Here is a 21,206-nt window from a genome sequence, read left to right on the forward strand (position 1 = left end):
TAACGAAATAGGCGGCAAATCTGAATATTTTCAAAAATATTAGAATTTAAACTTGATTTTCATTAAATTCCGCACGTTTAATAGACTAATCAGGTAAACGCAGGAAGATAAATTGAGACATCGCAGAAGGATAAGTACGCAAACAATCAACCGCAGTAAAACCATTCGCGTAAAAGGTAGAAAACGGCCGCAGAAAAGCAATCGGGCATGGGCTTTTTTAAAGAATGCGATTTTCTTTGCCGTGGTCATTGGAATTTTGTACCTGGGTTACATTTACTTACTGCCCGTGGTAAAAGAAAAATTACCGGCCCTTGACCAGTTGAGCTCCGGCGTTTCCACACCGATGGAAAAAGTTATCGAGCGACCGGAACTTCCTGTGGACAAAACCGATGCGCAAGAAGCGCCTCCGGCGGAGCCGTTTTTACCCGCCCTCCAGGTCGAAATACTCAACGGCTGCGGGGAGCAGGGAGTGGCCAAAATGTTAAGCGACAAATTAATGGCTTTAAATTACGACGTGGTGAATACAGGCAATTATTTAAAAAAGGGCAAGCCGTTTTTTGAGGTAAAAAAAACGCGCATTATCGATCAGGTTAATTCTGAAAAAACCAGGGAAAAGGCCCAAAAACTGGCCGAGCAAATCGGTATTTCAAATGAACAGATCGAATCGTTTAATAATCCCAATCCCATTGCCGATATTACAATTATTATTGGTCAGGATTTTAAAACATTAAAAATTTTTAAAGGAAAGAGTGAATGACATCAGATGAACTGGTAAAAAAAATAGCCGATCTGGCTTTAGATAAAAAAGCCAAACAAATAACCATCTTAAATTTAAAAGAAATTATCGATTACGCAGATTATTTTATTTTGATGACCGGCGAATCCAGCCTGCAAATCAAGGCGATTAGCGATCATATTGAAGACGAGCTGGCCAAACAGGGTATTAAAGCCTACAGCAAAGAAGGATATGACTATTTGCGGTGGGTATTACTGGATTATGTGGATGTGGTTGTCCACATTTTTAACCATGAAACACGCGAGTTTTACGGCATTGAACGACTTTATGCAGACGCAAAAATGGAATTAATTACCGAAGAGGAACTATGACCACCCAGGAATATATTGTTCAGGAGCTGCAGCGATTTCTAAAGGCTCATAATATTAAAGATGTAGAAATCATTCTCGAACGTCCCAGAGAGGAAAAGTTTGGCGATTTTGCTTCCAACCTGGCATTGCAACTGGCACGCCATCTCAAAAAAAATCCACGGCAGATTGCCGAGGAGATAAAAGATTTTATCAATCAAAATCCGGATTACATTTCCGCGGTTGAAATTGCCGGTCCCGGTTTTATCAACTTTTTTGCTTCCAATGTAAGTTTGTACAAACAGCTGGGCGAAATATTAGAAAAGAAGGCGGCCTTCGGAAAATCTGCTTACGGCAGGGGCAAAAAAGCAAATATCGAGTTTGTGAGCGCCAACCCTACCGGCCCATTGACTATTGGTCACGGAAGAGGCGCAGTGTTAGGCGATACGATTGCCCGACTGTTGGAGACCATCGGTTATCAGGTAACGCGCGAATACTATTTTAACAATGCCGGCCGTCAGATGCGTATTTTAGGCGATTCCGTCCGCCTGCGCTATCGTGAACTGTGCGGTGAGCAGATCGAATTTCCTGAGGACTATTATCAGGGCCAGTATATTATTGATATTGCCCGCCGTATTTTTGAAGAAAAAGGCGATGCGCTGAAGGACGAAGAAGATGTTGCCTTTTTTAAAGATTATGCGGAAGACGTCATCTTTGAAGACATCAAAAAAACCATCAAGCGCCTTGGATTCGAGTTCGATGTTTTTTACAATGAAAAGTCGCTGTACGATGAAGGTAAGATTGATGAAGTGGTCAAACAGCTAAAAGAGAAAGGGCTGGTGGCCGAGCGGGATGGCGCGGTCTGGTTTTTAACCAGCAAGCTTGGTTTTGAGAAAGACCGGGTCATTATTAAAAGCACGGGAGAACCCACCTACCGTTTGCCCGATATTGCCTACCATGTGGAAAAGGTGAAAAGAGGATTCGATTTAATCATCGATATTTTTGGCGCCGATCATATTGCAACCTATCCTGATGTGCTGGCCGCTGTTAAAGCCCTTGGTTATGACGCCGACAAAATAAAGGTGCTCATTCATCAATTTGTTACGCTTTATGAGGGCGAAGAAAAAGTGAAGATGTCCACGCGTAAGGCTAATTTTGTCACGCTTGATGAACTGATGGATGAGGTGGGCGTGGATGTAACGCGCTTTTTCTTTTTAATGCGCAGTATGAACTCGCACCTCAATTTCGATTTAACTCTGGCCAAAAAGCAGTCGGACGAAAATCCGGTATTTTACATCCAATATGCCCATGCGCGCATTTGCAGCATTTTGAAATTGGCGGAAAGCAGAGGAATCGAGCTTCAGGCCAGTCGTAATTTTAATCTGCTTAAAGCGCCAGAAGAATTGAATTTAATTAAACATCTTGTCCAGTTTCCGCAGACTATTGAGACGGCTGCATTGAGTTTTGAACCGCATCGGATGGTAAATTATTTATTCGATCTGGCCACTCTGTTTCATAAGTTTTATACAGAGTGCCGCGTCATCAGCGACGATCAGGCGTTGACTCAGGCCCGGCTGGCATTGATCGATGCCGTGCGCATCGTTATTGCCAATGGATTGGGAGTATTAGGGATTAGCGCTCCGGAACACATGTAAAAAGGAGAAGAGATGAGCTTGTTAGTAGTCGGTTCCATAGCTTACGATACCATTGAAACACCAACCGCCAGAGTGGAAGACTCTCTGGGCGGCTCGGCGCTTTATTTTAGCGCGGCAGCCAGCTTGTTCACGCCGGTTAACGTAGTGGGCGTGGTTGGCTCGGATTTTGACGCTTCCAAAATCTCATTTTTGAAAAAAAGAGGAGTGAATTTTGACGGCCTTTACATGGAAAGCGGTAAAACCTTTCGCTGGGGCGGCCGATACTTTGACGACATGAACAAAAGAGAGACGCTGTTCACGTATTTAAATGTTTTTGAGCGCTTTCAGCCGGTCATTCCTGAGCACTACCAGAAGGCCGAATTCGTTTTTCTGGCCAATATCGATCCGGAACTTCAACTGGAAGTCTTAAAGCAAATTGAAAACCCCAAATTAATTGTGCTGGATACGATGAATTTTTGGATCAGCGGTAAACGTAAAAAGCTGGAAGAGGTGCTGGCTTACACCGATATTATTGTTTTAAATGATGAAGAGGTCAGAGAAATTACGGGCGAGAACGGTCTGATTAAAGCGGCAAGGGCCATCCCCCAAATGGGTCCCAAAAGTGTAATTGTTAAAAAAGGAGAACATGGGGCCATGCTTTATCATGAAGAAGAATTCTTTTTTGTTCCGGCTTTTCCTCTGGAAAATGTGGTTGATCCTACCGGCGCCGGGGACAGCTTTGCCGGCGGTTTTATGGGCTTTCTGGCTAAAGCGCAAACTCTGGATTTACCGACTTTGAAAAAAGCCATCGTTTACGGCAGCACCATTGCCTCGTTTAATGTGGAAGATTTTAGCTTTAAACGGCTGGAAAAGATAAAGATGAAAGAAATTAAAGAACGCGTAAAATTATTTAAAAAGATGACGGCTTTTTGATCAGGTTTTGGCTTTAAGAAGAATGGTAAAAACACTGCCTTTGCCGGGATTGCTTTCTACCATCACTTCTCCGTTGTGCGCTTCTACAATTTCTTTCACTATGGAGAGGCCAACGCCAATGCCGCCTCCCATAAACTGCACTTTAGAAGTTGAATGATGCATTTCGTCCTGAACTTCGTAAAATGGCTCAAAAATCAGCTCCAGCTTGTCGTGCGGGATGCCGATGCCAGTATCAGCAACAGACAGATACACCACATTTTTAAGATGATCAAATTTGACGCGCAGTAAAACCTTGCCGCCTTCGGGCGTGTATTTCAAAGCGTTTTGCACCAGTTCGCCAACGGCTCGCTCTAACTTTTGCGGATCGATGCTTACAACCGGATCATTGGGATCCAGCTTGTAAGAAAACTGGATCTTTCTTAGATCAAATAACGAGTGCATTTTTTTGTAAACATTCAAAACCAGATTATTAATTTTAAAATCTTTCTTTTGCAGGGCGCTGTTGTAATTGCTAAGCAGCGTCAGATCGTGCATATTCTCAATCATTTCGCTCATTTCATTCAGCGTTGATTGGATGATGTTGAGATATTCCTGTACGTTTTCAGAGTTTGGATTTTCATTTAATTCCATCGCTAAAAGATCGAAATAACCTTTCAAAACGGCCAGAGGAGTGCGCAGCTCGTGATTGGTAAGCGTGATGAATTTATTTTTCATTTCGTTTAATTCGCGCAGCTGGTGGTTCAGGTCTTTTAGCTTTTGATTTTCGCGCCGGGCGTTGATGTTTTGAATGCAGCGATTTAAAACGATGCGCACATGTTCAAAAGAAACCGGTTTGGTGATGTAATCAAAGGCGCCCTGTTTCATTGCTTTAATGGCATTTTCGATGGTAGCAAAGCCGGTGATGACAATCACTTCGGTTTCCGGATATTTTTTCTTGATTAATCGTAAAGTTTGTAGCCCATCCATTACCGGCATGTTCAAATCGGTAAATACAATTTGATAGGCTTTCTTTTTAAGCTTCTCAAGCCCGGCCATGCCATTCTCGGCTACATCTACCTGGTAGCCTAAAAATTCAAACATATCAATATAGCTTTCGCGAACTTCTGGTTCGTCTTCAATAACCAAAATATTGGGCTTAAAATCGCGGTTTAATTGGGTTCTGGTGTTATTAGCTTCTATCTTCTCTTCTAACACTTAATTACTCCTGAGATTTTCAGGTACATCGATGATGATTTGTCTAATTCGTTCCAGTTCGTTGTTAATTTTTTCCAGATATTCGTTGGCTTTGGGATCATTGATATTCAAATTCTCTTCTAATAAAAAGATTGATGTATTTAGAACGCTTAATCTTGTTCGCAAAAGCTCTAATAATTGTTCATAATTTGAAATATTTTGTGACATATTGCTTTTCCTTCATCCCTGAGTTTTGTTACTCACTTATTTACCTTTTCGGCATAATTTTTTTTTAATTGAATATTTTCATTCTAAAACGACGCAATTCTGCTCACTTCTTTAAAAGTTGAAACTATTCATAAATTTTCGCATAATACAATTGTCAGGATACCAAAGACAGGTAAAAGCCATGGAAAACGCAATGAACGCCAGAGAAGCCCGATGGTGGGAAGCACAAGAAAACCATCGAGTTTTATGTACTTTGTGCCCGAGATATTGCATTATTCCTGAAGGCAAGGTTGGATTTTGTTTTGTGCGCAAAAATATCGACGGCAGGCTTTACACAACGGCTTATGGGAGACCCACTGGCTTTGCTGTGGATCCGATCGAAAAGAAGCCGCTAAATCATTTTTATCCGGGCACAAACATTTTAAGTTTTGGAACGGCAGGGTGTAATCTGGGCTGTAAGTTCTGTCAGAACTGGACAATGAGCAAAGCCCGCCTGGACGAAATGAAAGCGCTTAATGTATCTCCGGAAGAGGTTGTGCGGCTGGCGCAAAAGTACGGCTGCCCGTCAATTGCTTTTACCTACAACGATCCGGTGATTTTTGGCGAATATGTGATGGACATTTCAAAACTGGCTCATCAGGTTGGCATTAAGACGGTGATGGTAACTAACGGTTATATTGACAAAAAAGCAAGGGAAGAGGTGTTTCGGGATATTGACGGAGCCAATGTGGATTTAAAGGCGTTTAGCGAACAATTTTATCATAACCTGACCAATGCCCATTTGCAGCCTGTTTTAGACACCCTGGAATGGTTGAAAAAAGAGACCGGGGTGTGGATCGAAATTACTACGTTGTTGATACCCGGAGAAAATGATTCCATGGAAGAAATTGCCAGAATGTGCGAATGGATACTCAATACTCTGGGAGATGAAGTGCCCTTACATTTTACAGCTTTTCATCCAGATTTTAAAATGCTCGATCACCCTCCCACTCCTTATTCAACATTGCAAAAAGCAAGAGAGACGGCCCTTAAGACGGGAATTAAATATTGTTACACGGGCAATGTGCACGATCCTGAAGGTCAAACTACCTATTGCCCATCCTGCGGGCGCCAGTTGATAGAACGTAACTGGTATCGTGTGAAAATCACAGGACTGAAAAACGGACGTTGTGAACATTGTGCTGAAATCATTGCCGGCCGCTGGTAAAAAATTTAATTTTTTGCGAATTTAATATTGACAGAACTAAAAAGATTATTTATATTTGACACCTCATTTGAGCATGGGACGCGGTAAAAGCCGAAAAATTGGATGCTCAAAACGGCAATGGCTTGTAAGCTCGCCAGTCGTTTTGGCATGGGCAGAGCGGGTGGCTGTTATCCCGCCTTGGCGGGATGTAGGTTCGAGTCTCTGTTAAAAAAACAAGAAAATCCGGCGTAGCTCAATTGGCAGAGCGGGTGGCTGTTATCCCGCCGTGGCGGGATGTAGGTTCGAGGCTCTGTTAAAAAAACAAGAAAATCCGGCGTAGCTCAATTGGCAGAGCGGGTGGCTGTTATCCCGCCGTGGCGGGATGTAGGTTCGAGGCTCTGTTAAAAAAACAAGAAAATCCGGCGTAGCTCAATTGGCAGAGCGGGTGGCTGTTATCCCGCCGTGGCGGGATGTAGGTTCGAGGCTCTGTTAAAAAAACAAGAAAATCCGGCGTAGCTCAATTGGCAGAGCGGGTGGCTGTTAACCACTAGGTTGTAGGTTCGAGTCCTACCGCCGGAGCAAGAAGCCTTCAGGGAAGAATAATTCTTGAAGGCTTTTTTTTATTTGATGAAAGACTATTATTTATACATCCTTTATTCTTCTCGACTTGACCGCTATTACGTTGGAATCTCGCACGATCCCGAGGAGCGGTTGAAGTACCACAACAGCTTTCCCAGAGGCTGGACGGTTCGCGGCCGCCCGTGGCAACTGGTTTTTACAAAGAAATTCGCGGATCGTCCGACGGCAGAAAAGTGAGAACGATTTATTTAATAAGAAACGCACTCTTTTTTTGAAATTTAATAAAAAAAATAGTACACTTAGCAAGTGCATCCGCGGGGGAAAAGGCATGAGAATAATTTTTATTGGAATCGCGTTAATCTCTTTTTTTAAAGTCTCCGTCCGGGCTCAGCTAATGGAGCCGGTTAAGATCAAAACGCCCCACGGAATTTTGAAAATCGAAGCGAATCTTAAATGGCACACTTTAAGAGTTCGCGCTGAAACATCGATTCCCGGTGAAAACGGCGCCATCGCTGAAGCCGATCTGCTAAAATTAATTGAAAAATTGGTGACGGAGAAGGATTCCCTGCTTAATGGGCAAACGTTTTCCTCGCTGTATTTAGGGCGGCTGGTTGAATATCCCTGGCTGGTAACATTTTTAATGCGCCGCGCGGCCGAATCTCCGGAATGGCAGGCAGAACGCGGGAGGCTGAAAATAGACAGCGTAAATATTAATGATTGGGTAGCGACAATTCTTTTCACTCACCCGATCCGGGATAAAATAGACCGACTGTTTCGCAAAAGCGGCTATCGCGTGACGGGAATTTCCGCGGAAAAGGTGCTGGTTAATGACGCTTCAAAAGTCGAGCGGAAGTCGGTTAAATATCTAACAGGAAAATTACCATTTGACGCACAAACCTGGTTAATTCTAAAAAAAATTAAGTAGAGTGGGATTTTAAAGATAGGTTAAAATTGCCAGGTGATGAGATGAATGTGGGATGGATTAATAAGAACTTTAACATTTTAATTCTGTGTTCCTGAACAATCTTAAATAAGATTTAAACAGGTAGATTTAACAACTTAAATAAAGCAGGAGCCTTACATGAAAGAATTCATTCGTATTGCCAGTGGACAGGGATACTGGGGGGATCGTTTTGATGCGCCGATTGATCAGGTGCGCGAGGGGCCGATTGATTACCTGGTCATGGATTATCTGGCCGAGGTAACCATGTCCATTATGCAAAAACAGAAATCACGCGATCCAAATTTGGGTTATGCCAAAGATTTTATTCGCCTGATGGAGGTCTTGCTTCCGGAGCTGGTAGAGAAAAACGTCAAATTAATAACCAATGCCGGCGGAGTTAATCCTGTGGCCTGCATGTTAGCCGTGCGCGAAATTGCGGAGCGCAAAGGATTGGAAGGCGTGCGCATTGCGGCGGTTTACGGCGATGACATTTTGAATCACATTGACGGCCTGGTGGCCTCCGGTAATGAACTGCGTAATATGGAGACCGGAGAGCCGATTGAGAAGATACGCGATCGAATCAGCAGCGCTAATGTGTATTTTGGCGCCAGGCCGGTTGTGGAAGCGCTGGAACAGGGGGCGCAGGTGATTATCACCGGCCGCGTTACCGATACGGGACTAACTCTGGCGCCAATGATTCACGAATTTGGCTGGCAATGGGATGAATGGGACAAACTGGCAGCCGGAATTGTCGGCGGACATATTAATGAGTGTGGCGCGCAGGCCAGCGGCGGTAACTTTCTGGCCGGCTGGAAAGAAGTGCCCAACATGGAACGCATCGGCTTTCCTATTGTCGAGGCCTTTCCGGACGGAACTTTAATCATCACCAAACACGAATCACTGGGCGGCCTGGTGGATGAACGGACGGTTAAAGAACAGTTGGTGTACGAACTGGGCGATCCCCGAGATTACATCACGCCAGACGTGGTAGCTGATTTTACTTCTATTCAGTTGCGGCAGATAGGTGAAAATCGCGTAAAAGTCTTTGGCATTAAAGGTCAACCCTTCACCGAATTTTACAAGGTTTCCATCTCCTATTTTGACGGCTACACATGCATCGGGCAGTTAACCTACGCCTGGCCCGAGGCTCTGGAAAAAGCCAAAAAAGCGGACGAAATTATTCGTAAAAGAATTGAATATCTTGGCCTGAACTTTGAAGAGATACATACGGAATTCTTAGGATACAACGCCTGTCACGGCACAACGGCACATCAGATTGCGGATCCGAATGAAGTCGTGTTTTTGATCGGCGTTCGCGGCCAGAATAAAAAACACATGGAAACCTTTGCCAATGAAATTGTGCCTCTGGTTTTGACCGGTCCGCCGACGGTCACCGGTTTTGGCGGCGGGCGGCCACGTGTGCGTGAAGTGATCGCCTACTGGCCGGCTTTGCTTAAAAAAGAAGAGGTGACGCCTAAAGTGCTGACCATTGAGGTGGTGTAAACGGCATGGTAAAACGCCAATATAAAATCGAAGAAAAACAAAAGACGCAACAAATGGGCTCGAGTGAGCTTAAGCGCAACATTGAATAGCAGTTAGAGGAGTAAGGATGAAAGTTAAATTAATAAAACTGGCGCATGCCCGCTCCGGGGATAAAGGCGATACGGCCAATGTGGGCGTTATTGCCCTGAAAGCGGAATTTTATGAAATTTTAAAAAAAGAAGTAACCGCCGAGCGCGTTAAAGCACATTTCGGCGAAATGGTTAAAGGGCCGGTGGAACGTTTTGAGATGCCCAACATCGGCGCGCTTAATTTTTTGCTGCACAACGCGCTGGGCGGGGGCGGCACCACCACCCTCAAGCACGATGCCCAGGGGAAGACCATGAGCACCGCCCTGCTTCGTATGGAAATTGAAGTGCCCGATGAGCTGTTTGCTGGAAAGGACTGATAAATTTTGACTAATTTTCCAATGGAAACGGTCGATTAAACAGTACAGTCAGTTAATTCGTAAAAAATGCATTGCAAAATACAGGAGATGCCTGCATGAAGAAAATGCTTGTTTTTATCAGCTTACTATTATTGGCCTGCTCTTTGCCCGAACCAGCAGATATCATTCCGCCTGTGGTGCGCGTTATTTTTCCGTATGAAGGCGCAGTTATTTCGGACAATGTACAGTTTACTGTGGAGGCCTCGGACGACGATCAGGTGGAATCGGTGTGGATTTACGTGGATGGCGAAGAAGTGGGAAGGACAAGCACATCGCCGTACAAAGTCAATTTTAATATTCAGGGCTACGAAAAGAAGATACCGCATGTGATGCTGGCCGCAGCCAGAGATAAGGAAGGCAATATTGGCTTTTCGCCAACGGTTACCTTTGTGATTGCCGATGGTGAAGATAACGTGGATCCCACGGTGGTTATTTTAAATCCGCAGTCCGGGCAAACGGTGGAAGGCATTGTAAATGTGGTGGCCCATGCCGATGATGATCGCTCGGTGCAGGAAGTGCGGTTTTACATCGATGGCCAGCAGGTACACAGCACGTCCGATTATCCTTATATCTACAACTGGAACACCACGGGTTATTCCGATTCGACCAGCCACACCATTTATGCCGAAGCCATCGACGGCGGAAACAACAATGCTTTTTCGCCGGTGGTAACGGTTACCGTTTACCCGCGCACCGGTCCCACGGCGGATAATGTGGCGCCCAGAGCCCTCTTCCTGTATCCGATCGCAGGCTCAACCGTTAAGGGTACGATTAATGTTTCGGTTGATTTGCAGGACAATGTAAAGGTCACAAAAGCAGAGTTCTTTGTGGATGGTATTTTGACCAATTCGGTAACCGATCCCGCATCGCCCTGGGTATTCCAGTGGAATACGGCGACGGTTGCGGATACAGTCCCCACCACGCACTCCTTATATGTTAAGGCTTATGACGAAGCCGGAAATCTTGGAACGAGCGGCTTAATTGTGATAACAGTTACTCAATAAAGCATGGCAGATGGAAAACTACTTTGAAAAAGGGGCGTTGATGCCCCTTTTTCTTTTACTTTAATTTTGAAACGGCTAAGAACATTAGAAGGATCGCACAGCTTTTGGTTGTGTTTGCTTTATCTTTAATGCTTTGCGGCCCGAGCTTTGACAGGTGTTTTGCATTTTCACGACGGATTTAAGCATCCGCAAAAGGAAGGCAGTAGTCGTTAAAACGATGACAGGTCAAAATTGAAAGCGGCATTTTTTTAGAAGAAAATTGAGTCTTATTTACATTGCTTTCAATTTGCTCATTTCTACTGGAGTTTTGGCTACCTTGAGATCTCCATTAATCGTCTTCATAAGCTTTGCTGCTTGTTTCCTCACCGCCAAATGTCGCTTTAAGCCCTTTTATTAATTCATTTTTTTCACCTTCCGATAATCTGGCTTTGGGATGAAGAATCACGTAAAACCAGAGAGGCATTTCGCCCTCTGTGAGTTCTTCCGCCGCCTCGTCGCCCTCATTCCGTTTTTGTACGCCCCACATTGAAACATTAAAATGCTCGCGACCTTCATTTACGTCGTATTGAACCAGCCAGGACACAGGGGCAATATGGCTGTACCACGGCCACTGCGTCTGGTTGCTGTGGCAGTCGGCGCATGCCCGAAAAAACAAAGCGCGCGTTTTAGGGCTGTCCCAGTTCGGCTCTCTGACAACCGGCGGATTATCGTGATCTCTGCCATAAGGCACCAGTTGAATGCCGATTATTATGAACGCCAGAATAATTAAAATATTGCGCTTCATGATGCCATTCCTTTCGCCAATTGAATCGCACAATTGCAAAGTTTATTAAAATTCTTCCAGACGCTGAACGTCTTTATTTGACGTAATAAATATACTTTTCAAAGCATGCTATTGCAAGCATCGGTTTTTTAAGCGCAGTCGGTGGAATTGGAGTTTTAATTAAATGGATAAGACAGCATGGCGGCAAGAAAAAAATCGGAAATGAAAAGAGCGCAAAGAAGTTGTAAAGTTCGCAAAAATCTCACAATGGTTAAACTTTTAACTCTTCCACTCCTGTCATCCAACGGTGCCGGAGTAACATTCACCCGGCCATTCTTGTCAATCACAGTCGCCTCCACAAGCTAAAAAGGCATCCCGCGTTTGCGAGATGCCTTTTCCATAATAAACGGTTGGTAGGTAGCCAAACGCTTTATTTAATCAGCACCATCTTTCTGGTAAGCTGGCCCTGTTCGGTTTTTAACCGGTAAAAATAGATGCCGCTGGCCAGGTTTGAAGCGTTAAAGACGATTTTTTTCGTCCCTTTAAACTGCTGCCCTTCAACCAGCGTCTGGATGAGTTGGCCTCTGGCGTTGTAAACGCGGAGGGTCACTCTTTGCGTTTTGGGCAAATAGTATTCGATGGTGGTCAGCGGATTGAAGGGATTCGGATAGTTCTGGAGTAGAGCAAAAGTTTCAGGACTTTGCGTTGTTTGCTCGTTAATATCCGTAACAAAGGCGTCGTTTAAATCGATGGCGCCATAACCGAAAACCCGGTCCCAAGTGTTGGGATTGTCTTTCACCTTCAGCTCATCGGCCGTGACGCCGGCTTCACGTTGCGTGCCCTGCGCATGATTGTGGAGATAGTCAAACAACTCATTCGGGCCCCAATCCGGATTTTTTTCCAGCAGAAGGGCAATGGCGCCGGAAGCAACCGGCGAAGCCATAGAAGTGCCCTGCATGTATGCGTAGTGATCGGTGTACGGCGCAGGGGGCAAAAATTCCACCCCATAGCTGGCGTCCTGGCTGCGGGCCGAAAGAATAATGGCGCCGCCGGCAATGACGTCCGGTTTCTGCCCTTCGCTGCCTGTCGGGCCGATGGAGCTAAAAGATGCAATGCCGCCATTATCGCCGCTATTGGGATAATGGTAAGTATAGCCATTACTGGCCGGCCAGCTTGCGCGCGTAATAAAAGCGCCCACGGTAACCACCAGCGGATTGCAGGCGTCGTTAGACAGGGTGTAAGGATAAAAATTATTGCCGTACAATGTGCCCTGTGAAAAGGCGCCGTAAGGAGACTCAAAAACAGAGCTGTCGGCCCAGGCATGTCGAACAATACGATTATTGCCATTGCTATCCTGCAATCCGTTTAAGGTAAGGGTAAAGGTTTCGTTTTTAAGAGTGTTGTTATCCATAAAAACATAAACCGCAATTTTTCCGTTGTTATGCGCGGTGCCGGGTATTAAATAAAGATCGATTCCGCTACTTGTTTTGTGGCCGTTTAAGGTTACATTGGTAATGGAGCCGGACGACCAGCTAAGGCTTACGCTGGTCAGGCGGTCGCCATTTTCCAGCCACAAGGTCAAATAGTCGGTGTATAAAAAACGAATACTCTCGCTGCTGACTTCTGTGTCATTGAAATAGTGGACGGCTTTGGCGCCATCGTTACCGGCGGCGCGCACCACAATGCGTCCCGGCCCCACTAAATTTTGCACGGCGCTATTGAAATCATCGGTGCCGTCGTGAGGGCCGTATTGATGCCCAAGGCTGATGTTAATGACGCAGGGTTTGTTTTGCTGTTCGGCAATATCAAAGATGTAGTTGATGGCATCCAGAATGTCAGCGTTCTGAAAGGTGGTTTTGACCACCACAATGCTGGCGTCTCGCGCGCCGCCATCGAGCGTGTCGGCAGGCGTTGCCGTAGGATCTGCGCCAACAAAAGAGCCGGCCACATGCGTGCCATGGCCGTCGGTATCGTGATGATTGACAATGCTGTAAGGCGAACCGGATTGTAAGTCCTGATTGATTTGCGCCTCTGTAAACTCGGTGCCATAGCTATAACCTTGGGGTGGATTGCCGTCAAGGCTCTGGTCCCAGATGGCCAGAATGCGTGTTTGACCGTTTTTAATAAACATGGGATGATAAAAATCAATGCCTGTGTCAATAATGCCGGCAATTACATTGGAGCCCGTGTAGCCTTTTTCATAAGCAGAAAAAACATTTTGATAGCGAACGGCTACGGAGTTAAGCGGTTTGCTCTTAACGCCATAGAATATTTTTTTAATGCCTTTCACCGTAAGTAAATCGTTGATCCGTTGTTGCGGCACACGGACCGTGGCGAACTCGCCCACGGCGCTTTGAACGTCAAAGCCGTTCTGGTACAGCGCATGCGCAATATTTTCATCGCCTTTGACGATCATATTCAAAATTCGCGGTTCACTCGTCTTACTCAACGAAGTTTTAGAAAGGTGAGTTAAGTAAGGATCGATATATTGAGCAAAAAGAAGGGACACGCTTAAAAAAAGCAGCACAAAAAAACGCATAATTTTCTCCATGGTTTAGTGTTGAAGTTTTTGCTCGCCGCCAGAAATGCGGAGAACGCGTTTGTCGTTTAAAAGTAGTTTTAATTGATCACGAGTCAGGCGACCCGTGTAATAGTTTCCTTTGTTGTGTTTCAAAAAACCGTATTCTTTTAGCGATTCTTTGCTTAGCACCAGAACGGCGATTTTTTCGGATGAAAGAGCTGCCGGTTTTTTAAACCAGTTCATTACATAAGGATCAACCGAAATGACCGGCTTTGTTTCCAGCGGCTTGTTGGTTGAAATGCAACCGAACATTAAAATAACAATGAAACTAAATACGACGAACCTTTTCATGATTCTTCCCTGTTTTTTATTTACCTCAATCTTACTTAATCGACATGATATCCTAAAATTTAACAAACTTTAAAATAATGTCTGTGATATTGATTAAATTGCATTTTTTTTAGGTCTTTTTTTAACTTAAACGGAAACCTTACCGCCTGTATTCCTTTGCGGGCGTTTCTTTAATATAAACATCCTGCTGTGGAAAGGGGATTTCGATTTTCCGTTCGCGGAATTTGCGCACAATTGCGCAGTTTAGTTCCGAACGAATGCGGTGGTGTTGATGCGGATCCGGCAGCCAGACGCGCAGGTTCAAATTCCAGGCAGAATCGCCAAAACTTTCGAATATCACTTCAGGCTCAGGATGTTTTAATACACCGGGATGCTCCGCTGCAATTTCCTTTAAAGTGCGCAAAACCAGGTCCAGGTCAGAACTGTAAGCCACGCCCACTTTTACTTCAATGCGCACGCGCGTATCGCCGTGCGACCAATTCACCACCTTATTAGAAATGAATTCGGAATTGGGAACAATAATGGAAACATTGTTCAGTGTGCGGATGGTGGTGGAGCGCATGTTGATGTCGGTCACATCGCCTTCCAGATCGCCGATCATCACGCGGTCGCCGATTTGAATGGGCCGCTCAAAAAGCAGAATAAGGCCGGCCACAAAGTTCGATGTAATGTTTTGCAGGCCAAAGCCAATACCAACCGATAGCAGCCCGAAGATGAAAGCCAGACCGCTAAGGTCGATCCCGATGAACTGAAAGGCAATGACAACGCCGGTAATCATCAGCAAGTAGTGCGTAACGCGAATAACCGCAAATTGAACGCCGGTTTCAATGTTAAAGTTGCTCAAAATCCTTTTCAGCAAAAAGCGGTTAAAGAACTTGGAAGCGGCATAAAAGAAGATAATCATGGCAAAAAATAAAAGGATTGAGGCCAGGGTTACCGGAGTTTGGTTGATCGAAAAGAGCGTAAAAGTAAAAAGTGTGTCTAATTTCTGGAAAATGCCTTCCATAATCCGAACTCCTTTTTGGAAAAGCTGATTAAATATAATCGACCAGTGGCTAAAATGAAAATTTCTGTTCATTTTTATGGCGATCGTTTGCCGCGCCACGGTCCATTAATTTAAAAGTTTAAACGAATGCCGAATTTAAATCGGCATAAAACCATTTTAAATGGTATCATTAATTTGCTAATTGAGGTGTAAAATTATTATCTTTAAAGCTACTTTAATTTTCCAGGAGCGACCGATGGTAGAAAGAAGTGATTTTTTAGGCGTGTTTGAACAGCTTTCTGAAGAAGAACGCATGATCATGGAAAGCCTGCGCGCCTTTGTTGACGAACAGTACCTTCCGATTATTCGCGAGTATCATGCCCGTGGCGAATTCCCGTTTGAAATGGTACCTCAACTGGCCGAACTGGGGTTGTTCGGCATTACCATTCCTGAGGAATATGGCGGCGCCGGATTAAGTTATTTTATTTACGGACTGGCCATGCAGGAGCTGGAGCGGGGCGATAGCGGTCTTCGTTCGCTGGCTTCCGTGCAGAACAGCCTGGTTATGTTTCCCATTTTCAAATACGGTTCAGAAGAACAAAAACAGAAGTGGCTGCCGCTGCTGGCCAGCGGTCAGAAAATAGGTTGCTTTGGCTTAACCGAGCCCGACCATGGGTCTGATCCCGGCGGGATGGAGACCAGAGCGGAAAAGGTGTCCGGCGGCTGGCGTTTAAACGGCAGCAAAATGTGGATCACCAACGGCACGGTGGCCGATGTGGCGGTGGTCTGGGCTAAAACGAGCGAAGGCGTATCCGGTTTTCTGGTGGAAAAGGGGACAAAAGGCTTTATTCAAAATAAAATCCACGGCAAGTTTTCGCTGCGCGCATCCGATACGGGCGAGCTGGTTTTTGAGGATTGTGAGATTCCGGAAGAAAACCGCCTGCCGCAGGCCAGAGGATTACGCGCTCCTCTTTCATGTTTAAACGAAGCGCGCTACGGCATTGCCTGGGGCGCTATTGGGGCGGCCATGGCCTGTTATGAAGAAGCCCGCGATTACGCCCTGACGCGCACTCAGTTTTCCAAACCGATTGCCGGCTTTCAACTGGTGCAGCACAAACTGGTTGAGATGATCAGCGAAATTACCAAAGGTCTGTTGCTCAATTTGCAATTAGGGCGTATGAAGGATGCCGGAAAGGCGAAGCACTACCACATATCCATGGCCAAACGCAACAACGTGCATCAGGCGCTGCAAATCGCCCGCAGCGCGCGATCCATCCTGGCGGCCAACGGCATCATCGACGAATATCAGACCATTCGTCACATGTTAAACCTGGAATCGGTTTACACCTATGAAGGAACACACGACATTCACACTTTAATTATTGGCGAAGCAATAACAGGAATCGAGGCCTTTCGATGAACAAGGATAAAACCATTTTACTGGTGGAAGACGAACAAATTGCCTTTCATACCATTCTGGAAACGCTTGATTTTTACAACTACCGTTGCCATGGGGTTACAACGCTGCAAGAGGCGCTGGAAATCATTAAAAAGGTACCGTTTGACCTGATTCTGGCCGATTATATGCTGCCGGACGGCACCTGTCTGGAGCTGTTGGATGCGGTTCGTAAATTTCGTTTTGATTTGCCCTTTGTGGTCATTACGGCTTCTGATGACACCGAGATCATTCACAAAGCGCTCGACCGCGGCGCTTCCGACTTTCTGAAAAAGCCCTTTAATTTAAAAAACTTGCCGTCCATTATCGAACGGAATTTAGAAAGAAGACGTCTGGAGCAAAAGAAAAATTCTCCTCAAAAGGCAACGGTTCTGCTTAAAACGATTAAGGCCCTGATTGCCGCGCTGGAGGCCAAAGATCCTTACACATCCGGCCATTCCTTGCGCGTGGCGCGCCATGCCCGCATGATGGCTATTGCGCTGGACCTCTCGGAAGAGGAACAATTTACCCTGGAGCTGGCGGCCATTTTGCACGACATCGGCAAGATCGGCATGCCAGACTATATTTTAAACAAAGCGTCGCATCTGCATGAGCTGGAGTACCGAATCGCCAAAGAACATCCGATTGTGGGCAGCAACATCGTGGGCAAAATTGACGAGCTGAAAGAAGTGGCCGCCATCATTCGCCATCATCACGAGCGATTTGACGGCAGCGGCTATCCGGACGGCCTGCAGGGCGAGGTCATTCCACGGCTTGCGCGCATCCTGACCATTGTAGATGCTTACGAGTCCATCGTGTCGCGCCGCGTGTACCGCGACGCGAAATCATCCGAAGAAGCGCTGCATGAATTGGCCAAATCCGCAGGTACGCAGTTCGACCCGGAGCTGGTGAAAGTGTTTAACGCGGTAATGCATTCTGAGCTGGCTGGCAAAAAGATGCGTTTAAAAATTGAAGATTTTACGGATATTTCGGATACGTAAAAAACCTTGACTTATTGGAACGCTACCCCTACTTTGAACGAGCGTTTGTCGAACAACTGTCGCCGGTTTTGAAAAACGATTTTAATTTTGCTTATGGAGGCGCTGAACGGAAATTTTTTGCCGGCAAGGTTCGTTTTATTGATGTTGAATTCATGCAAAATAAAGTTCATCGCTTTGGTATTCGAAACGGGCGCTCTCCTTATTTAAAGTAGAGCGTAAAGTTGTGGTTTAATCGTTCTTTGATAGATTTAGTCTAAGATTTCTCCGGTTTTGGAAGCCCAGTCCATTGACCTTCATCCTGTTTTAATCGAATCCCTTCGTCTTTCCGAAACCTGCTGTTTGAATTTTGTGCAATTTGATCTGACGGTGAGCATAAATCCGTAATCATAAATTTCACTAAACTTCAACTAACCGGGAGGAGGACCCCCTATGAAGTATTTTATTCGTTTTTTTGTCCTGAGTATTTTCATGTTTAGCCTTGCTGCCGCGCAGCAGGCGCAAATTGCTCAGGTGCAAAAACCAGACAAACAGGCTCCGCGTTTTGTCGGATTTAAAGAGCGCGAAATCGTGCTTAAAGTGAGTTCGGCGTTTCTGGAGCGCATGGATAAAGAGCAAGCTAAGCGTCTGGGCATTACCGGCATTGCGTCGTTAGACCGCCTTAGCCGGCAGTTTGACGTGAGCTCCATCATTCAAAAATATCCCCACCTGCAATCTCGTTTTTATCAGGGACGCTCCATCGATCCGCGGCAGTGGTTTAAGGTAAAGTTTAAGGCGGATGTGGACGCGGAACAGGTGGCCCGCGCCTATCGTCGTCTTTCCGGCGTTGTGGACGCCCAGCCCATTGGCATTCATTCGGTAGATGCCGCACTGCCCAACGACCCTGATTTTGGCCAGCAATGGCATCTGAACCAGAGCAACGATCACGACATGGACGCCCCCGAAGCCTGGGAAATTGAAGACGGCAACGAAAACATCATCGTGGCCATTCTCGATACGGGCGTTCGCTATTACCACAAAGACCTGGGCGGCGCCAATGCCTCTTCGTCCAATCCCGAAGCGGCCAGGGGCAACATGTGGATTAACTGGGCCGAAAAGAATGGCGTAAGCGGCGTGGATGACGATGGCAACGGTTTTGTGGATGACTGGATTGGCTGGGATTTTGTGGACGGCGTAAACGGTTACCCGGGCGAAGACGATACCACGCCAGACAATGATCCGCGCGATTTTAACGGTCACGGCACCCATACTTCCGGCATTGTGGGCGCCATTAACAACAACGGCTACGCGGTGGCTTCTGCGGCAGGCGGTTACTTGAACGGCAATCAGGCAGAAACCGGCAACGGCGTTAAAGTGATGGCCCTGCGCATCGGTTACTCGGGCACCTTTTTCATCTGGGAGCAAGGCTATGTGAGCATGGATTTTGCCGCGGACGCTTTTTATTACGCGGCTGACAACGGAGCAAAAATCGCGTCCTGCAGCTGGGGTTCCTCTAATACCGGCGGCCTTGGCGACGCCATCGATTACTTTCTGGCCGGCGATCAGCGTTTGATTTTTAAATCCGCCGGCAATAGCGACAACGAAGAAACCGATTACATGACCGGACGCAGCGATATTATTTCCGTTGCCGCCACCGATGCCAACGACCAAAAGGCCAGCTTTTCCAGCTACGGCACGTGGGTGGATATCTCGGCGCCGGGAGACAACATTTATTCTACCTATCACGACCATGACAATCCCGACACCGATTATGTGGCTTCTTTAAGCGGCACCTCAATGGCGGCGCCCAACGCGGCTGCCGTGGCTGCTTTAATCTGGTCCAGGCATCCGGACTGGTCTGCCTCGCAGGTTAAACAACGCCTGTACGACACGGCCGATCCCATCGATGATTTAAATACGACCTATGCCGGCAAACTGGGCGCAGGACGCGTTAACGCCTACAACGCAGTAAACGACGGGGTGACTCCGGCTCCCACGGCCGCCTTTACTGCCGACCCCACAAGCGGCTGCGCGCCGTTAAGCGTACAGTTTACCGATCAGTCCAGCGGCGACATCACCAGCTACAGCTGGGATTTTGGCGATGGAACAACTTCTACCGCACAAAATCCGCAACACACCTACAACAATCCCGGCACCTACACGGTTTCGCTGACGGTTAGCGGCCCGGGCGGCTCAGATACGGAAACCAAAGTGGATTACATTACCGTTTACGAACCGATCACGGCCGATTTTAGCGGAACGCCCACATCCGGCGACGCGCCGCTGAGCGTTAGTTTTACCGACCAGTCCACCGGCACGGTAACGGCCTGGAGCTGGGACTTTGGCGACGGCGCTACTTCCACCGAACAGAATCCAACGCACACCTACAACACCGCGGGAACCTACACCGTTACGCTAACCGCCTCTAATTCCTGCGATTCGGACACGCAAACCAAAGTGGATTACATCACGGTTACCGAACCGACGGGCAATCCGCCGGTGGCCGATTTTAGCGGTACGCCCACATCCGGCGACGCCCCGTTAACGGTAAACTTTACCGATCTCTCCAGCAATAATCCTACTTCCTGGAGCTGGGATTTCGGCGATGGCGGCACATCCACGCAGCAAAATCCTACTTACACTTACAATGCGCCGGGTACGTACACGGTTTCGCTTACCGCCACCAACGCCTACGGTTCGGATACCAACACCAAAACCAATTACATTACCGTTACCGAAGCCAGCCAGCCAACCATGCACGTCAATCAGGTTAATGTAACCAAAGAGACCTTCTGGATTATTACGCGTGGCAAAGCGGAAATTCAGATCGTTGATGCCAGCGGCGTCGGCGTGGACAATGCCACCGTTGACGGCACATGGAGCGGCGGAACCAGCGGATCAAGCTCGGTTACCACCAATGCCGACGGCTGGGCCACCTCCTATTCGTCCTGGGTACTGGGAGATGCGGAGTTCACGTTTTGTGTGGATAACGTGAGCAAATCGGGCTGGCAGTACGATGCCGCCGCCAATGTGGAAGAGTGCGGAAGCACCACCGATGCGACGGCTAAAGTGGTTCAACTTACAAACATCAAGCTGGAAGATATCGAATTACAGTCCGATATCCAGTTTGCCTCTAACGCGCCCAATCCATTTAATCCTACAACCACCATTACCTTCTTTGTGCCCGAAGTAAGTAACGTTAGCGTGGATGTGTACAATCTGCTGGGCCAAAAGGTGAACACGTTGTTTAATGGACCCGCTTCAGTAGGGTTGCAGCAGGTTAAATGGAACGCTACTAATTTTAGCGGTAATAAGGTGCCCTCGGGCGTCTATTTTTATCAGATTACTTATGATCAAAAATTCAAGATCCGGAAAAAGATTTTACTGATTAAATAACAGAAAATTTCTTTAAAAGCACCAATTG

At 46.5% G+C, this 21,206-nt stretch carries 20 protein-coding genes and 1 tRNA gene; 15 read left to right on the plus strand and 6 right to left on the minus strand.

Annotation, left to right across the window (positions count from 1 at the left end; genetic code table 11):
* Positions 1-112: 112 nt before the first annotated feature.
* Genes Cabys_RS02170 through Cabys_RS02185 form a run of 4 tightly spaced genes read left to right on the plus strand, consistent with a single transcriptional unit; the run spans position 113 to position 3,650 of the window.
* A complete protein-coding gene (locus Cabys_RS02170; RefSeq protein ID WP_006928451.1) occupies positions 113-757 on the plus strand; it encodes a LytR C-terminal domain-containing protein in 645 nt (214 codons plus the stop codon).
* Positions 754-1,107 (plus strand): ribosome silencing factor, encoded by a 354-nt coding sequence (rsfS, locus tag Cabys_RS02175; protein ID WP_006928456.1) that lies wholly within the window; start codon positions 754-756, stop codon positions 1,105-1,107. The genes Cabys_RS02170 and rsfS overlap by 4 nt, the downstream gene beginning before the upstream one ends.
* The gene (gene argS / locus Cabys_RS02180; RefSeq protein WP_006928461.1) at positions 1,104-2,738 is read left to right on the plus strand and encodes an arginine--tRNA ligase; all 1,635 of its coding nucleotides are present in this window, start codon (positions 1,104-1,106) and stop codon (positions 2,736-2,738) included. Before rsfS ends, argS begins: the two co-directional genes overlap by 4 nt.
* 12 nt (positions 2,739-2,750) lie before the next feature.
* Positions 2,751-3,650, plus strand: a complete 900-nt coding sequence (locus tag Cabys_RS02185) for a PfkB family carbohydrate kinase (protein ID WP_006928463.1) — start codon at positions 2,751-2,753, stop codon at positions 3,648-3,650.
* Here the strand turns inward: Cabys_RS02185 and Cabys_RS02190 are convergent, their stop codons facing one another.
* Together Cabys_RS02190 and Cabys_RS02195 are read right to left on the minus strand one after the other, a co-directional pair.
* Positions 3,651-4,844, minus strand: a complete 1,194-nt coding sequence (locus tag Cabys_RS02190; RefSeq protein WP_006928465.1) for an ATP-binding response regulator — start codon at positions 4,842-4,844, stop codon at positions 3,651-3,653.
* On the minus strand, positions 4,845-5,051 hold the full coding sequence (locus Cabys_RS02195) for a hypothetical protein (protein WP_006928468.1): 207 nt from the start codon (positions 5,049-5,051) through the stop codon (positions 4,845-4,847).
* Between the two features lie 181 nt (positions 5,052-5,232).
* On the opposite strand from Cabys_RS02195, the gene amrS reads away from it, so the two are divergent.
* The 7 genes from amrS to Cabys_RS02230 all read left to right on the plus strand — a co-directional run bounded on the left by amrS (position 5,233) and on the right by Cabys_RS02230 (position 10,750).
* Positions 5,233-6,258 carry an AmmeMemoRadiSam system radical SAM enzyme gene (gene amrS / locus Cabys_RS02200; RefSeq protein WP_044281133.1) on the plus strand — a complete coding sequence of 342 codons (1,026 nt, stop codon included), beginning with the start codon at positions 5,233-5,235 and terminating at the stop codon, positions 6,256-6,258.
* A gap of 485 nt (positions 6,259-6,743) precedes the next feature.
* A tRNA-Asn gene (locus Cabys_RS02205) sits at positions 6,744-6,816 on the plus strand.
* A 27-nt stretch (positions 6,817-6,843) separates the two neighbouring features.
* A complete protein-coding gene (locus Cabys_RS02210) occupies positions 6,844-7,053 on the plus strand; it encodes a GIY-YIG nuclease family protein (protein ID WP_071777815.1) in 210 nt (69 codons plus the stop codon).
* 91 nt (positions 7,054-7,144) lie between these two features.
* Positions 7,145-7,741: a hypothetical protein gene (locus tag Cabys_RS02215; protein ID WP_006928473.1), complete on the plus strand. Its 597-nt coding sequence runs from the start codon at positions 7,145-7,147 to the stop codon at positions 7,739-7,741.
* 156 nt (positions 7,742-7,897) lie between these two features.
* Positions 7,898-9,262: an acyclic terpene utilization AtuA family protein gene (locus Cabys_RS02220; protein WP_006928474.1), complete on the plus strand. Its 1,365-nt coding sequence runs from the start codon at positions 7,898-7,900 to the stop codon at positions 9,260-9,262.
* Between the two features lie 106 nt (positions 9,263-9,368).
* Positions 9,369-9,707, plus strand: a complete 339-nt coding sequence (locus tag Cabys_RS02225) for an AtuA-related protein (RefSeq protein ID WP_006928476.1) — start codon at positions 9,369-9,371, stop codon at positions 9,705-9,707.
* Between the two features lie 95 nt (positions 9,708-9,802).
* The gene (locus Cabys_RS02230) at positions 9,803-10,750 is read left to right on the plus strand and encodes an Ig-like domain-containing protein (protein ID WP_006928479.1); all 948 of its coding nucleotides are present in this window, start codon (positions 9,803-9,805) and stop codon (positions 10,748-10,750) included.
* Between the two features lie 328 nt (positions 10,751-11,078).
* Here Cabys_RS02230 and Cabys_RS02235 read toward each other — a convergent pair whose 3' ends face one another.
* The 4 genes from Cabys_RS02235 to Cabys_RS02250 all read right to left on the minus strand — a co-directional run bounded on the left by Cabys_RS02235 (position 11,079) and on the right by Cabys_RS02250 (position 15,391).
* Positions 11,079-11,534 carry a heme-binding domain-containing protein gene (locus tag Cabys_RS02235; RefSeq protein ID WP_006928481.1) on the minus strand — a complete coding sequence of 152 codons (456 nt, stop codon included), beginning with the start codon at positions 11,532-11,534 and terminating at the stop codon, positions 11,079-11,081.
* A gap of 409 nt (positions 11,535-11,943) precedes the next feature.
* Positions 11,944-14,052 (minus strand): S8/S53 family peptidase, encoded by a 2,109-nt coding sequence (locus Cabys_RS02240; protein WP_006928482.1) that lies wholly within the window; start codon positions 14,050-14,052, stop codon positions 11,944-11,946.
* Between the two features lie 15 nt (positions 14,053-14,067).
* On the minus strand, positions 14,068-14,385 hold the full coding sequence (locus Cabys_RS02245) for a hypothetical protein (protein WP_006928484.1): 318 nt from the start codon (positions 14,383-14,385) through the stop codon (positions 14,068-14,070).
* Positions 14,386-14,524: 139 nt separating this feature from the next.
* On the minus strand, positions 14,525-15,391 hold the full coding sequence (locus Cabys_RS02250; RefSeq protein ID WP_006928485.1) for a mechanosensitive ion channel family protein: 867 nt from the start codon (positions 15,389-15,391) through the stop codon (positions 14,525-14,527).
* Between the two features lie 235 nt (positions 15,392-15,626).
* Here Cabys_RS02250 and Cabys_RS02255 point away from each other — a divergent pair, with 235 nt between their 5' ends.
* The 4 genes from Cabys_RS02255 (at position 15,627) to Cabys_RS20565 (ending at position 21,178) form a co-directional block, all read left to right on the plus strand.
* Positions 15,627-16,790, plus strand: a complete 1,164-nt coding sequence (locus Cabys_RS02255; RefSeq protein ID WP_006928486.1) for an acyl-CoA dehydrogenase family protein — start codon at positions 15,627-15,629, stop codon at positions 16,788-16,790.
* Positions 16,787-17,806, plus strand: coding sequence for an HD domain-containing phosphohydrolase (locus tag Cabys_RS02260; protein WP_006928487.1), 1,020 nt, complete (start codon positions 16,787-16,789; stop codon positions 17,804-17,806). The genes Cabys_RS02255 and Cabys_RS02260 overlap by 4 nt, the downstream gene beginning before the upstream one ends.
* Positions 17,807-17,820: 14 nt before the next feature.
* Positions 17,821-18,018: a hypothetical protein gene (locus Cabys_RS02265; RefSeq protein WP_044281134.1), complete on the plus strand. Its 198-nt coding sequence runs from the start codon at positions 17,821-17,823 to the stop codon at positions 18,016-18,018.
* Between the two features lie 217 nt (positions 18,019-18,235).
* Positions 18,236-21,178 (plus strand): PKD domain-containing protein, encoded by a 2,943-nt coding sequence (locus Cabys_RS20565; RefSeq protein WP_006928488.1) that lies wholly within the window; start codon positions 18,236-18,238, stop codon positions 21,176-21,178.
* The last annotated feature ends 28 nt before the right edge of the window (positions 21,179-21,206 follow it).

It is taken from the genome of Caldithrix abyssi DSM 13497, assembly GCF_001886815.1.
Taxonomy (GTDB): domain Bacteria; phylum Calditrichota; class Calditrichia; order Calditrichales; family Calditrichaceae; genus Caldithrix; species Caldithrix abyssi.